Origin of the sequence: Lacimicrobium alkaliphilum (genome assembly GCF_002591895.1) — a bacterium.
Lineage (GTDB): Bacteria > Pseudomonadota > Gammaproteobacteria > Enterobacterales > Alteromonadaceae > Lacimicrobium > Lacimicrobium alkaliphilum.
In genome coordinates this window covers 31,167-45,447 of sequence record NZ_NISX01000004.1, presented here as the reverse complement: position 1 = coordinate 45,447, position 14,281 = coordinate 31,167, and the positions used below count along the sequence as shown (strand labels likewise).

Annotated in this window: 15 protein-coding genes; 7 read left to right on the top strand and 8 right to left on the bottom strand. The window is 49.8% G+C overall.

Features of this window, described 5'->3' with window-relative positions:
* Positions 1–289: 289 nt before the first annotated feature.
* Entirely contained in the window at positions 290–934 is a 645-nt protein-coding gene (gene adk, locus CDA54_RS04940) for an adenylate kinase (RefSeq protein ID WP_099033905.1), read from the top strand.
* 274 nt (positions 935–1,208) lie between these two features.
* Entirely contained in the window at positions 1,209–1,979 is a 771-nt protein-coding gene (locus CDA54_RS04935; protein WP_099033904.1) for an alpha/beta fold hydrolase, read from the top strand.
* Positions 1,980–2,084: 105 nt separating this feature from the next.
* On the opposite strand, the gene CDA54_RS04930 is transcribed toward CDA54_RS04935, so the two are convergent.
* On the bottom strand, positions 2,085–2,528 hold the full coding sequence (locus CDA54_RS04930; protein ID WP_099034085.1) for an Hsp20 family protein: 444 nt from the start codon (positions 2,526–2,528) through the stop codon (positions 2,085–2,087).
* 151 nt (positions 2,529–2,679) lie between these two features.
* Between CDA54_RS04930 and CDA54_RS04925 the strand changes: the two genes are divergently transcribed.
* Positions 2,680–3,294, top strand: a complete 615-nt coding sequence (locus CDA54_RS04925) for a DUF924 family protein (protein WP_099033903.1) — start codon at positions 2,680–2,682, stop codon at positions 3,292–3,294.
* 115 nt (positions 3,295–3,409) lie between these two features.
* Positions 3,410–4,504, top strand: a complete 1,095-nt coding sequence (locus CDA54_RS04920) for a zinc-binding metallopeptidase family protein (protein ID WP_099033902.1) — start codon at positions 3,410–3,412, stop codon at positions 4,502–4,504.
* A 6-nt stretch (positions 4,505–4,510) separates the two neighbouring features.
* Here CDA54_RS04920 and CDA54_RS04915 read toward each other — a convergent pair whose 3' ends face one another.
* A complete protein-coding gene (locus tag CDA54_RS04915) occupies positions 4,511–5,251 on the bottom strand; it encodes a proteasome-type protease (protein WP_099033901.1) in 741 nt (246 codons plus the stop codon).
* Positions 5,252–5,420: 169 nt separating this feature from the next.
* On the opposite strand from CDA54_RS04915, the gene CDA54_RS04910 reads away from it, so the two are divergent.
* Both CDA54_RS04910 and CDA54_RS04905 read left to right on the top strand, forming a co-directional pair.
* Positions 5,421–6,872, top strand: coding sequence for a circularly permuted type 2 ATP-grasp protein (locus CDA54_RS04910; protein ID WP_099034084.1), 1,452 nt, complete (start codon positions 5,421–5,423; stop codon positions 6,870–6,872).
* 2 nt (positions 6,873–6,874) lie between these two features.
* Entirely contained in the window at positions 6,875–7,795 is a 921-nt protein-coding gene (locus tag CDA54_RS04905) for an alpha-E domain-containing protein (RefSeq protein ID WP_099033900.1), read from the top strand.
* A gap of 16 nt (positions 7,796–7,811) precedes the next feature.
* Here CDA54_RS04905 and CDA54_RS04900 read toward each other — a convergent pair whose 3' ends face one another.
* Positions 7,812–8,471: a 2OG-Fe(II) oxygenase gene (locus CDA54_RS04900; RefSeq protein WP_229748066.1), complete on the bottom strand. Its 660-nt coding sequence runs from the start codon at positions 8,469–8,471 to the stop codon at positions 7,812–7,814.
* Between the two features lie 70 nt (positions 8,472–8,541).
* Positions 8,542–10,659, bottom strand: coding sequence for a tRNA(Met) cytidine acetyltransferase TmcA (locus CDA54_RS04895; RefSeq protein WP_099033899.1), 2,118 nt, complete (start codon positions 10,657–10,659; stop codon positions 8,542–8,544).
* Positions 10,660–10,724: 65 nt separating this feature from the next.
* Between CDA54_RS04895 and CDA54_RS04890 the strand changes: the two genes are divergently transcribed.
* Complete coding sequence (locus CDA54_RS04890; RefSeq protein ID WP_099033898.1) at positions 10,725–11,141, top strand: acyl-CoA thioesterase; 417 nt, start codon at positions 10,725–10,727, stop codon at positions 11,139–11,141.
* A 392-nt stretch (positions 11,142–11,533) separates the two neighbouring features.
* On the opposite strand, the gene CDA54_RS04885 is transcribed toward CDA54_RS04890, so the two are convergent.
* From CDA54_RS04885 to CDA54_RS04870, 4 genes are read right to left on the bottom strand one after another with little or no spacing between them, the layout of a single operon-like run.
* Positions 11,534–11,836, bottom strand: coding sequence for an ArsR/SmtB family transcription factor (locus CDA54_RS04885; RefSeq protein ID WP_099033897.1), 303 nt, complete (start codon positions 11,834–11,836; stop codon positions 11,534–11,536).
* A gap of 21 nt (positions 11,837–11,857) precedes the next feature.
* Positions 11,858–12,073, bottom strand: a complete 216-nt coding sequence (locus tag CDA54_RS04880) for a YgaP family membrane protein (RefSeq protein WP_099033896.1) — start codon at positions 12,071–12,073, stop codon at positions 11,858–11,860.
* A gap of 59 nt (positions 12,074–12,132) precedes the next feature.
* A complete protein-coding gene (locus CDA54_RS04875) occupies positions 12,133–13,479 on the bottom strand; it encodes a hypothetical protein (RefSeq protein WP_229748065.1) in 1,347 nt (448 codons plus the stop codon).
* A 2-nt stretch (positions 13,480–13,481) separates the two neighbouring features.
* Entirely contained in the window at positions 13,482–14,279 is a 798-nt protein-coding gene (locus CDA54_RS04870) for an outer membrane lipoprotein-sorting protein (protein ID WP_099033895.1), read from the bottom strand.
* Positions 14,280–14,281: the final 2 nt, after the last annotated feature.

Here is a 14,281-nt window from a genome sequence, read left to right as displayed (position 1 = left end):
CGCAGAGTCGCTAAGTCGCAAAGGTTTTAAAGCGCGACGTTGTAGCTATCTTCGTGCTCTTCGAGCCCTTCGTGGTTTAAGGCTTTTCGACCACGAAGCGCACGAAAAAAATACAAAACACACACATAGCCTACGCCTGATGACAATCAGGGGCAGCGGAAGAGTCACACTATGGTCGGATATGCACCAATACCGTGCCTTTTCGCCTTGTCAGCTCAGGGCTTAATGTGTAAAGTCCGTCTTTGTTTAATATTCATCTAACTTTAACAGACCAGTAAGAGGACCAGGTATGCGCATTATTTTGCTTGGCGCTCCCGGCGCAGGAAAGGGTACCCAGGCCCAGTTTTTAATGGGTAAGTTTGGTATTCCGCAAATATCCACCGGGGATATGTTAAGAGCAGCGATAAAGGCGGGCACAGAACTTGGCCTGGAAGCGAAAAAGATCATGGACGAAGGTAAGCTTGTCTCTGATGAGCTGATTATTGGTCTGGTAAAAGAGCGTATTGCTCAGGCCGATTGCGAAAACGGTTTTCTGCTTGACGGGTTCCCCCGCACTATTCCTCAGGCTGATGCGATGCAGGACCAGGGTATTAATGTGGATCATGTAATCGAGTTTGATGTGGCAGACGATGTGATTGTTTCCCGTATGGCGGGTCGTCGTGTACATCCGGCTTCAGGTCGCGTTTATCATATTGAACACAACCCACCCAATGTCGCCGGTAAAGACGATGTTACCGGTGAAGACCTGGTGGTCCGCCCCGATGATCAGGAAGAAACTGTACGCAAACGCCTGGCCATTTACCATGAGCAGACCAAGCCACTGGTTGACTATTATCAGCAACAAGCAGAAAAGGACAAATGTGCCTATCATAAAGTTGATGGTACTAAGCCGGTAGAGCAGGTTAGTGAAGAGTTGAGCAAGCTGCTCGATTAAAAATAACAGACTGCATTGGCAGAGCTCTGAATACAGATAAAAAACGCCGGTACTGGATCACTCCTACCGGCGTTTTGTTTTTAAAGCTGTCAGCCAGCAGCTATCAGACACAACTGTCATCCTGATGGCAATCAGGATCTGTTTACGCCTGGTGTGGGATGAAAGACATAATTATGATCTCGCAGAGGCGCAAAGCCGCAGAGGATTCAAAAACGGGACAATTGATCTCCCTGCGCCTTAGCGAGAGAAATAATCTTTTTAGAAGGAGATACAGATGCAAGGGGTTTACCCGTCAGGTTCAGATAACAGTCCGGCCATTGTCATGCTGCACAGCTCAATGAGCAGCGCGCGCCAGTGGCGAGCACTGACTGCGTTGCTTGAAGCAGATTACCGGGTAGTGAATCTGGATCTGTTTGGCTATGGCGAGGGGCCCGATGCAGAAGATGCCGGGTCTTTTAGCCTGTCAACAGAAGCCCGCCGGGTGATGCAGGTGTTGGATGAACTGGAGATAGCGCACTTTCACTTGCTTGGCCATTCTTATGGCGGTGCTCTGGCTCTGAAACTCGCCTTAGAGCAGAATCAGAGGGTTACATCTCTGATGTTGTTTGAACCAGTGGCGTTTCACCTGCTGGATAAAGACAATCCCGCCCGCCAGGAGGTCGAGGGGCTGGCTTCAGATATGTCACGCAAAGCAGCAAGTGAAGCTGCACAGGCGTTTGTGGATTATTGGAACGGAGCAGGATATTTTGCCGGTTTACCGCAGCAGATGCAGGCGCTGTTTTCACAGCAGGTAAATAAGCTAAAGTTAGATTTTCAGGCGTTGTTAGGAGAGACCTATACACCGGAGAAGTACGCAAAAATTGAACAGCCCGTGTTATTAATGACGGGTAAAAACAGTCGCCAGTCCGCTCACGCGGTGGCTGCTGTTATTGCTCACCAGCTTCCCAGGTTAACGGCCAGACCTGTGTCTGGTGGCCATATGGCGCCAATCACTCATGCAGAAGAGGTCAACAACCTGATACTAGAGTTTCTGGTGCAGAAATAAAAAACGGGCGATGCTATCGCCCGTTTACGTCCAGGGAAGGACTCACTCATGATTACTGTTTAGCCACTATCCTCTCGCCCGCGATGGCAAGCGAGAGTCTACAGCCTATGAGTTTTCCAGCAGTTGACTGCCGATTTCTATTTTCCTGGGCTTCTTCGATTCAGGAATAACCCTTTCCAGATCAATATGCAGCAGTCCATTTTTCAAATCGGCCGCCAGCACTTTGACATGGTCGCCTAACTGGAACTTGCGTTCAAAGCTACGCTCTGAAATTCCTTTGTGAAGGAATTTTCGCTCCTGATCTTTTTCCTGAGCAGGCTTGTTGCCGGTAACCTGAAGGGTATTTTCTTCAACCTGAATCTCCAGCTCTGATTCATCAAACCCGGCGATGGCCATGGTAATACGGTATTTATCCTCTCCCAGCAATTCTACATTGTAGGGTGGGTAAGAGGGTTGTTTCTCGTTACGAGAGGCAGCATCAATCATGGATGCAAGGTGGTCAAAACCGATAAAAGAACGGTAAAGTGGAGAGAGATCTATATTGCGCATAATCATATCCTCATCAAGCAATATGGTTTCGGGCAGTTGCCCTGTTGTGCCCCGATTATTCGGCGGCGGTTAATGTCGACCCTTTCGGCATCGACAATTCTTATATAGGGCTAATGAATTGGGTTTCAATACGTAATGGAAAATTTTTTTAATGGTGCGTTCAAACAACTATCAGGTGATATTGGATTTCTGGTTCGGTGACATCCGTGATGAACTGGCAGCCAGAGAGAAACAGAAAATGTGGTACGCCTCTTCCGGGCAAACCGATGACGTTATTCGCCAGCAGTTCGCTGCAACACTGCAACGGGCGGACAAGGGAGAGTTGGATCATTGGGCTGAAACAGCCAGGGGATGCCTGGCACTGATTCTGCTCTTCGACCAGTTCAGTCGTAATGTTTATCGCGGTAAGCCCGAAGCCTTTGCCTTCGACGATAAAGCTCTGACTTTATGCTACGAGGGAATAACCTGCGGATACGATAAGCATCTTACTCTGGTTGAGCGGTTGTTTTTTTATCATCCACTTGAGCACGCAGAAGAGATACAGGCGCAGCAACAATCCGTAGCCATGTTCGCTCAGTTGATGGAGGCATATCCTGATGACCCGCAACATCAGGCGGCACAGAATGCCTATAAGTATGCGCTGGAACACCGTGATATTATTCAGCAGTTTGGTCGTTTTCCTCATCGGAACAGGGTGTTGAATCGCAGGTCTTCCTCAGAAGAGCAGGCTTATCTGCAAGGTGGTGGTAAGCGTTTTGGGCAGTAGCCGTTAATGTGTTTGTATTTTGGCGGAAGCCAACCCGGATTGCTATATCGGTTAAAATACAACATGATGAAGGAGTGTTAATTGAAATAGTGCCGGAGGCACCTTAGCAACGAATATGAAAACCTTCTCATGTCAGTGCGGTAATACCTTACATTTCGCCAACACCCGTTGCGTTAATTGTGGGCTGATGCTCGGTTTTCTTCCCGATGACCGCCAGCTCAGTGCGTTTACAAAAAACCGCAATGGATATTGGCAAGCATCGAGCAATGGGCGCGCTTATCGTCAGTGTAAAAATTATCATATGTACGATGTGTGTAACTGGATGGTGCCTTATGAAGATACCAATGAGTTGTGCACCTCTTGCCGCATGACCCAGACGATCCCTAACCTGGACCAGCCAAATAATAAGTTACTCTGGTTTCGGATGGAGCAGGCAAAACGCCGCTTGTTATATACGTTGTATAAGCTTGAATTGCCGGTGATATCAAGGCAGCAGGATCCTAATCAGGGTCTGGGTTTCTCCTTCATGGAAGATCAGACTGAAGACGAATACGGCAATGAACTGACGGTAAAAAACTTTGTTACCACCGGGCACAATGCCGGAGTGATTACCCTTAATCTGCGCGAAGCCGAGCACAGTTCAAGGATGAAGGTGCGTGAAGAGATGAATGAACAATACCGCACTTTGGTAGGGCATTTTCGGCATGAATCGGGTCATTACTATTGGGACCGATTAATTAAAAACAGTGGCTGGCTGGAAGAGTTCCGAACTTTATTTGGTGACGAGCGACTGGACTATACGCTTTCTTTGCAGAACTATTATGCTCAGGGGCCTTCTGTTGACTGGCATAAAGTGTGGATCAGTGCGTACGCCAGCATGCACCCCTGGGAAGACTTTGCTGAGAGCTGGGCCCACTATCTGCATATGGTGGACACGCTGGAAACTGCCAGTGATTTTGACTTCAGTGTTTCCTCTCATCAGGTTATCAACCCGTTGCAGCAGCTGCCACAAAGTGATGAAGCAAAAAATGAAGCGCACTTTAATCAGTTGTTTAATGACTGGTGCCGTCTGACGGCTGTATTAAACGCCCTTAATCGAAGCATGGGCCTGGATGATGCCTATCCCTTTGTGATTTCCACTATGGCGACCGATAAACTTCGTTTTGTACATAAAGTCATCGGTGCCGCAAATACAACTAACATCGGATAAGGGCTGTTAGTTGTCTTTTTCCCAGTCGAACCTCGGCAGACCTGAGAAAGCCTGACGTAGTCCCTCATTCCACTGCTTCTGTAGTGATTTGTACATGGGGCTGAACGCCGCGTACTTACTGTGCCAGACCGGTTCAATGTTGTTGTTGGTGTGGATCGCCAGTTCAATGGGTAAACCCACGCTGATGTTACTGCGCACGGTGGAGTCGAGTGACACCATCGCACAGCGCGCCGCGTCTTCCAATGAGGTTGTTGGCGTAATGATCCGATCCAGTATGGGCTTTCCATATTTGTTTTCGCCTATCTGCAGATAGGGGGTATCTTCCGAGGCACTTATGTAATTGCCTTGCGGATAAATCATATAGATTTCACAGGCTTTACCATTAATCTGGCCGCCGAGAATAAAACTGGCTTCAGCGCTGGCATTGCTTTTTTCAAGGGCAGGCGCATGCAGTTGTTGTTCTCTCTGACTCAAGGTACCGATGTAGCTGGCAAGGTCATACAGGTGTTTTCCTTTGCGCAGGTTAAAGGCAGCGTCGGGATCTTCAAGATCTGACTGTATGGCGTTGACCACAGCCTGCGAGGTGGCCAGGCTACCTGCTGTCAGCAATACAAGACTGCGTTCTTGTGGCCACACAAACCGGTGCATTTTGCTATATGTTGCCACATAGTCAACACCGGCATTAGTGCGGGAGTCGGACGCAAATACCAGTCCTTTGTTAACGCTAATCGCCAGACAATATGTCACAGGTTACCTCTAATAAGACATGCCGTTGAGAGCATAAATGGATACCAGCGGCATTTTCCCTTTAGAGGATAGTAAAGACAATCATTTTTGCATTCTGCCTGTTAACTGCCAGTATCTATACTGTGTACCGTTTCAAGTTAAGGTTGATTCACAAAAGGAGAGTGCCGGTATGGCGATTCGCTGGGGAAACTACAAGGTCAGCAATCTTTACGATGAATTGATGAGGGCGTCGGGAAAGCCAAGGGTTGCTGCCGAGACAATATGCAGCTACTTACGTGGTCTGAACGATAAAGATCTCGAAGAATATAAGGCGGCTGCGGAATCTGCGATACATGTCATGGGCATCAGCTTCAGGGTTTATCATGAAGACGAAGGCTCCATCGACCGGGCATGGCCATTTGATATCATTCCAAGGATCATTGATAAGCGAGAGTGGCTGGAGATAGAAGCAGGCCTGAAGCAACGGGTCAAAGCTTTGAATATGTTTATTGATGATCTGTATAACGATCAGAAAATTGTTAAAGACGGTATTTTCCCGGCCGATCTGCTCGAAAAATCTAAAAACTTTTTACCCCAGTGCAAAGGCGTAAAACCTCCACTCGGTATCTGGGCGCATATCTGCGGTTCTGATTTAGTCAGAGACAACAAGGGTAAAGTGTACGTCCTCGAAGATAATCTGCGTGTTCCTTCCGGTGTCTCGTATATGCTGGAAAACCGTCAGGTGATGAAACGTGTCTTTCCGGAGATGTTTGAGCAGTACAATATTTTACCTGTGGATGACTATCCGTCGCACCTTTACGACACATTGTGTGAGTTATCCCCGCGCGATATTGAACAACCGGAGATCGTGGTGCTGACGCCCGGCATTTTCAATTCAGCCTATTTTGAGCATGCGTATCTTGCCCAGCAAATGGGAGCAGAACTGGTTGAAGGACGAGATCTGTTTGTAGATGAAGAAGATGTTGTCTATATGCGCACCATTGAAGGGCCGGCGAGGGTGGATGTGATATATCGTCGTATCGACGATCACTTTATCGACCCTGAGGCATTTAATCCCGAATCGATGCTGGGGGTGCCGGGGCTGATGCGCGCCTGGAAGGCCGGCAATGTGGCACTGGCTAATGCACCAGGTTCTGGCGTGGCAGACGATAAGGTCGTTTATGCGTTTGTTCCCGATATTATTCGTTACTATCTTAACGAAGAACCGATTATTTCGAATGTACCGACGTACAAGTGCATAAACAAAGATGAGCGGGACTATGTTCTGGAAAATATTCAGAACATGGTGGTCAAGCCGGCTAATGAGTCAGGTGGTTATGGCATGCTTATCGGCCCTCACAGTACCAAAGCCGAATGTGAAAAATTCAAACGCCTGATACGTCGGGACCCCCGTAATTATGTAGCTCAGCCGATGCTGATTCTGTCTACCGCCCCTACTTTGATTGATAACAAGGCTGAGCCCCGACATCTGGATTTACGTCCTTTTGTTCTCAGCGCTAAGGACATTCAGGTGACCACCGGCGGGCTAACCCGCGTGGCATTGCGCAAAGGTTCAATTGTGGTCAATTCCTCTCAGGGCGGCGGCAGCAAAGACACCTGGATAGTGGATATGGAGTCATAGTTATGTTATCTCGTGTAGCAAGCAGTATTTTTTGGATGGTCAGGTACCTTGAGCGTGCGGAAAATACCGCCAGGCTCATCAATGTAAACTCGCATCTGTTGCTCGATATTCCGAGTTCAGTAAAGCTGGGCTGGGAGCCGATTATCGACATTCTGTCTGTCAGAGAGGATTTCCATGAGCATTATGAGCAGGCCGACGAACGCAGTGTCGTTAAATATATGGTCGCAGACAGTTATAATCCCGGGTCAATTATCAGCTCTATCACCGCGGCCAGAGAGAACGCCCGCACCGTTAGAGAAATCATTCCCCGCGAGTGCTGGGAACAAATAAACGCACTGTACCTGACGGCAAAGAGCAACAGCCAGTCTGCGTTGACCCGGCGCCATCGTTACGAGTCTCTGATTAGTGTTATTCGTGGCAATCAAACCATTACCGGTATGCTAGCGGGCACCATGACTCATGACGAGGCTTATGCCTTTTTGCGGATGGGCCGTAATCTGGAGCGGGCTGATATGACCACCCGTATTATCGACGTGCGATCGGCCAATCTGTTGCGGGAACTCAGTCACGAACAACCGGCATTTGAGAATATTCAGTGGATGGGGGTGCTCAAATCCCTGTCGGCATACCAGATGTACAGGCGTGAAATGCGTTTGCGTATTAGTCGTGCTGACGTGCTCAGGTTTTTGTTACTTGAGCCGCGTTTCCCCCGTTCTCTTTGCCATTCACTGGAACAGGTGAAAAGCTGTTTGCAGGAGTTGCCAGGTCACGAGAATGTGATTGTGCCAATTGACGCGTTAAGCAAACAGTTGCGCCAGGCCAGCCCGCAATCGCTGAAACAGGAAAAACTGCATGACTTTATTGATGATATGCAACTGGGCCTGATCAAGATTGCTCAGGGAATTGGCGATACCTATTTTTAGCCCCGGTTCCGGGTGTTTATGCGGGCGGATCGATCGCCCCGCCGATACTGCCATTAACGCGGAACCATCCGGCGATACTGTATCGGTCTCGCCGGGCGGGTTTCACCTCATGAGGAAAGCGCTCGCTGAGGAAAATCAGCATCTGACCGAACAGCGGTGTCACTGCCAGGAAGGGGTGGCTATTACCCCGCTCATACATCAGCAACTCACCTTCATCGGCGCGACTCCAGCCCGGATTCAGGTAGTATACGGTGCTTAATACCCGGTTGGTCCTGCCTTTAAACGCATCCAGGTGCTTTTTGTAAAAATCCCCCGGGCCGTAGTGAGCAAAATGGCATTCATAATCAAACAGACCCATAAAAAGACGGCGGTTGAGCGCCATGCGCAGTTCTTCCATCAGCATAAGAAACTCTTGCTGGGCTGCCGTCTGCCCTTTAAGCCAGTGTATGGCATCGGTGCGTACAAACTGATTTTGCTGCTGCTGTAATTCACGCCCGATACCCGCAGGTTCAAAGTGATACGGGTTAAGCTGATGTACTTCTGTAAGCAACGTCTGGGCAAGATTTATGGGGAACAGAGCGGGCGTCAGGCAATAACCTTTTTCATTCAGGTCATTGGCGAGCTTGTCCAGAACATCACTGGTGAGTCCCTGTCGGGGAAGTGTAACAGCAGTCAAATTGGTGACACGTCGGATTCAGATAGTGCTTTTTACGCTGCTTTGACAGGTTTGTCATCAACTATAGTGTTCAGTGATGAAGATAGGTCTCTACACGTTGACGCACGAGTGATGCGAATGCCTTGCGCCCGTTGAGTTTAAACTCCTCACAGATCTGTTGCTGCGACTGATGTTGCAGGCTATAGCGTATCAGCGCCCGGGTGCCATTATCTGCGGGTACAGTCTGCTGACATAACCACAGGCTCAGCTGCTGCAATTGCACAAATACGCTATCGGGTGCACCAATGCCCTTGCTAAACCGGCTCAGCTTCTGAATATCACCGTCGGAAATGGGGTCCATTGCAGGAAATTGCAGCACAATATGTTGTACCAGGTCGGGATCTAAAGCCCTAAAAAAAACGGGTAACAGTGCAATAAACTCCCGTTGAAATTCCTTCAGCAGAGCAGGCAGACTATTCCGGGCGTTATCTGATAATGCCAGCAGTACGACCATGCTATGCTCACCACTGGCCATATCCTGTTTCAGCCCCAGTCTGCAGGGCACAAAGTCGTTTTTTTGCCAGAACCCCATCAGCTGGCCGGTTGCGCCAAATGAACTGCCAATCATGTCAAAGTCCTGGGCTTTGGCATATTGCCTGAGTTCAACAAGACAATGACTACCGAGCCCCTGTTGCCAATATTCTGGTGTGACCGCGATACGCACAATACGTAAATAGCGCAAACCGGCCAATGTACTGTCATTCAGCCAATGGCTCAGATTCTGCGCCAGCAGATGGCCCTGAACGCGGCGTTTGCCCAGGGTAATATCAGTGTAAAGAGGACTGAGCCTGTCCCCCCCTTCTTCGTCGGCTAATATCGCAGCGATGATTTTGTCCTCAGTCTTTAATACAAAAAGCCGGCTTTGCGGTGCATCTAAAAGGCGCACCAGATCATCAGGGCTGGTCTGATAGTGGGCGTTGATTAACAGCTCAAATAGCTGATGCAATAATTCCGGCTGTTTAATCAGTTTATCTGGCTGAAGTTGCAGGAATTCGAGCGTATCGGTATTGATGGGCGATACATCCGACTGCCTTTTAGTGCTGTCCATCAGCATCACCTTAAACCAGAAGTTTTCCAGACAGTCGCCCTGTTGAAAGCGTACAGGTTGATTGAGGTGCAGATAACGGGCCTGCGGACGCAGCTTCTGCAACACAGGCTTAAAGCGCAGTTCAAAGCCGCGCCCACAGCCTTCATAGCCATGCACTGTGCTGCTGAATACGACCCGGCTGTAACCTTCGGCGAGGGTTTTAAGCAGCGGCGCAGGGATGGCCGCCGCTTCATCTACCATTAACAGATCGGCCCCGGCTTTCTCACGAATAATCTGATCCACAGGTTGAAAGCGAATACTGCCACCGGCTTTTGCAGTCAGTTGATAGGCATGTCTCTGCGCACTCTCAATATTTTTGGCAGCATGGATAAAACACTGTTCGGTTTGCTCTATAGCGGGCGCAGTAATCAGAATATTTTTTTTCTCAGAGGTTATCAGTCTGGCTGCGGCAATGCCCAGCGCCGAAGATTTGCCCCGGCCGCGATCGGCGGTCAGGATCAGCGGGCGGTTTCTATGCCCGGTCGCTACTTTAATCACGGCCTCTACGGCCCGCTGTTGGTCCTGGGTGATACAAGGGCCGTCAGGGTGCGCTTGCGCAATGCTTAGCGGGGCCATTTCCCCTCTAATACCCTGTTCAGTCAGATGTAAAACCTTTGGGTCAGATTCAGCTTGTTCGAGCAGCCAGTGGATAAACCGGCTTTGTATGTTGCTGTGGTCAAAACCGTAAGAAAAGCGCTTAGCCCACTGGGGATCGGTAAATCTCGGCCAGCTTTTAAAATCAGGGCAAAGCAGCAACATCAGCCCATTCTGAGTAACGGTACCAGACAGCGCCATCAGGGCATTGGCGCGCAAGCCCGAAAAAGCGTTGTAAACCAGCAGGTCATATTCCCGCCCCAGATAGTGACGATAAGCTCCGCAGTCCACGCCGGCTTTATCAGCCTGATGACCAACCCACAGGCTGCGGCCGGAGAATTGCTGGCGGATCTGTTCAGCCCGGGCCATTGTCCAGGTTTCACTGCCGCTGATTAACACCAGCTGGCGATGAAATCGTCCGCTCAGGCGCTGCTGCAGCCAGGTATCTGGTAATGTTGGTGCGGACACTGGGTCTCCTGAGTCACAAAATAGCTGATATAATTGAGTTTATTGAAAATACTCGAGGAATACGAATGCGCTTTTTATCCCGTCGTCTGGTAATGCCCAATGATCTTAACTATGCCAATGCCCTTTTTGGCGGCCGGGCACTGGAATGGATAGATGAAGAAGCGGCAATCTACGCTATTTGCCAGTTGGAAAGCAATTATCTTGTGACCAAGCATATTGGTGAGATCAGCTTCGAAAGCCCGGCGTTGTCAGGGGATGTGGTGGAATTTGGCCTGGAAACCAAAAAAGTCGGGCGTACCTCTATTACCGTTTCCTGTCTGGTACGCAATAAGGCCACCAAGAAAACCATCTGCTTTGCCGATGATATTGTGTTTGTGCGGGTAGACCCACAAACCAAAGCCCCTACACCTCATGGTAAAACCATGCAGGAACTGCAAAAGCAAACCGAGCAGGAGCTGCGCCGGTTAAATATGGATACCTGATTTTTTCTCTTTGCAAAAAAGGACTATTCTCGCAGAGCCGCAAAGGCGCTGAGGTTTAAAGGGCATGTACTTTAACATCTCAGCGCCCCTGCGCCTCTGAGAGAGAAAACAGAACACCAACCACCTGAAAAAATCGCCTGGAGCGATTTTGACGCCAGTAGTGTATGGCGGTCCGCAGGGCGTAGGACAGGGACAGTCCGGAGTAAAGCCACGAAAAAGATCATATTCTCGCAGAGACGCAGGGGCGCTGAGGTAAAGAAGATCAAAGAGTTAATCCTCTGCGTCTCAGCGCCTTTGCGAGAGGCCAACTTGCACTGATCACTATAAAACTCAGCCGGACTTAAACAGATCCTGATGAAAATCAGGATCTATAACCGGGTTTTATCGGCGCTCTAGTAGTCAGGGCAGAACTTAGCCTGCAGCAATTGCATAAACTTCATGGTGTCAGGATCTTTGATGCGGTAATACACCGTCTGCGCTTCCTTACGACACTCCACCAGGCCTTGTTGACGTAAGACTGCCAGGTGTTGTGAAAATGCCGATGGGCTTAAATCAAAGCTCTGGTGCAGTGCTCCCACATGCAATTCTCCGCTGGCCAGTCTGCACAGGATCTGCAATCTGTGCTCATTGCCCAAAGAACGCAAAAAGGCCGCCGCCTCGGCGGCTTCCTGCTGATGTAATGTTATATTTTCCACATGCGTTACCTGCTACAAGGACTATTTCTGCCGGGCCAGCTCTGCTTCGGTTTTAAAGCCAAACACCTTGCGCAGCACGATGGTGGCCGGGCAAAATCCGGTAAATGACTGCTGGAATAAATTGGCACCAATAAACACCGTCAACCAGACAAAGTATGGGTGCACCCATACCGTCAGGGCCACGGATAATAACACCATAAAACCGGCAAAGGCAGTCAGGGCTCTTTCTGCACTCATTACTACTACTCCCAGGTTAATGTTAAATCAGTGGTTCACTTAATGACCACTGAACTCTGTTAAAAACTGTATCGAATCCGCCCGTAGAGATTATTGTTGTCCTTAAACTGACCAAAAAAGCTGTGCTCATCCTTGCCAAAAAACAGGTTCATTCCGGCACTCATACTCCAGTTGTCATCCACACGGTAATCCAGCGCCGGGCGCAGATAACCGTCATCATCTGTGGGGGAGTAAAAGCCGAAAAAGGACAGGGTTAAATTATCCTGTCTGTTTCTCCAGGTCAGTCTGTTGGTCAGTACCACACGGTTTTGCTCTGCTTCCCAATCCACAAAAGGCGAGTTTGCCACCAGCGCACTGTGCTCCTGCGTATGTTCAAGGTAGAACTGAACGCTTCCTGTCAGCCGGGTCACCAGTTCCTGTTCATAGCCCAGCAGTACGCGCCACTGACTGTTGGGGATGCGGGGATTATCACCCGTGGGATCATCTTTACTGCGATGGCGACTGATTTCGGCGTTAAACAGACCGCTGCCCAGTGTCATGCGAATCGATGCGCCAACAGCCTGCAGGGCACTGAAAGTGGGAATACCCTCCGGACTCAGGGCCTCCGGGCTTTTGTAATAACCATCATAGGCATACAAGGCCAGCTCCTTTCCTTCAATATTACGAAACAGCCGCAATGCCCATTCATCGCCGGAGGGCTGTTGTGCATTAAAGCCGGGTTGTGGGGCTATTACTCCACCGGCCCAGGGGTTAAAGAAGGAAAAGTAATCGCCACTGATATAGTTGTCGCTGTCAAACTCCGGGCTGTAGACCAGATCCAGATTAAACCAGTCGAAATAGCCAGAAGCTTTGACGGCATCAGAAGGTGCCTTTAGATACTCATCTTCGCGCCCGGCGAAGAAGGACTGCCAGTCTTTGGGGAACAGATCATTGAGAAACAGATAATCCCCGGTGCCCCAGGTCAGGATCTGCCGACCGGCTTTGATATCGAATTGCTGACCTAAGCTGAATTGTGCGGACAGCTCACGGATACGGCCCTGCCAGTCAGACAGTACCGCATCGTAGCGACCTTCGGCCTTGGCCTCGAAGTTGATTTCCTGCCACTGATAACTGGTTTCCAGACGCAACCGGGTATCACCAAGACTCAATGCATCATGGTAAGGGCTGGCGTCTGTTCTTCTGCCCAGTGCCAGTTCCGCAAAGCCGTGCAGGGGCAGTGTGGCAGAAGTTTCTTCAATTCCCCAGTCGTCATCTTCCCAGCCCCAGTCATCCTGTTGTTGGGCTGAGTTCTGTTCTGAATCGGAATTCAATTGCCAGCCGTCATCAGTATTTTGCTGGGCATAGGCAGCAAAGCCGGGCGCAAGAGCAATCAGCGCAGCGAATAAGTGGATACGACCTGAACTCATTATCAGTCTCTCAGCTCCAGCCAGTCACGGGGTGGATTACGCAGGCTGCGCTCAGAAAATACATCATCTGGCAGGCCCAGATCGTAACTGATAAAACGAAATTGCATTTCTGTTTCGCCGCCACTGCGCAGATCCTGAACCCTGGAATGGGTGACAGTGGGATAGCCCTGTATTTCTTCCGTTTTTAAAGCCTCGACGCGACGATAGTTATCGCCTTTGCTGTCGAAAAAGTCGATTTTAACCGGCAGCATGGTGGCCTTATCGATACTCACCTGATAGCGGGTAAATTCCACTGAGCCAGGATCTTTGGGGTTAGCTTCCAGTACATACTGCTTATCTGTTTCTTCGAGCAGGCTAAAGTTATCCTGTGAGGTGCTGCGCCCGGATACATCTTCATAGAAAAAGTGTGAACCGACAAAGGAGGTGCGTTTATCTCCGGCAGAAATGCGCTTCACCAGATCCAGACCCGGCAGGTAGAGCCAGCGATCGTCATCGCGATCGGTGTTTTTTACCACTCTGAATACCGTATCGCGCACATCGGCGGGGCGGGAGAAAAACACCATCATGTCCTGCGAACCGCCATCTTCGCGATCTTTACGCAGGATCACAAACTGGCGCATTTGTTTGCGGCCCTGGGCATCGGTGATCAACATACGCGCGGCACTGCGGCCATCGTCACCGGCATAGTAAGCGGCCAGTTCGGCGCGTTTGACAATATCCTGCACATCCACCTGCTGGGATTGAGCAAGGGGGCTGAGCAGCAATGACAGCGGCAATAACCATTTGTAGGGTAATTTCATCG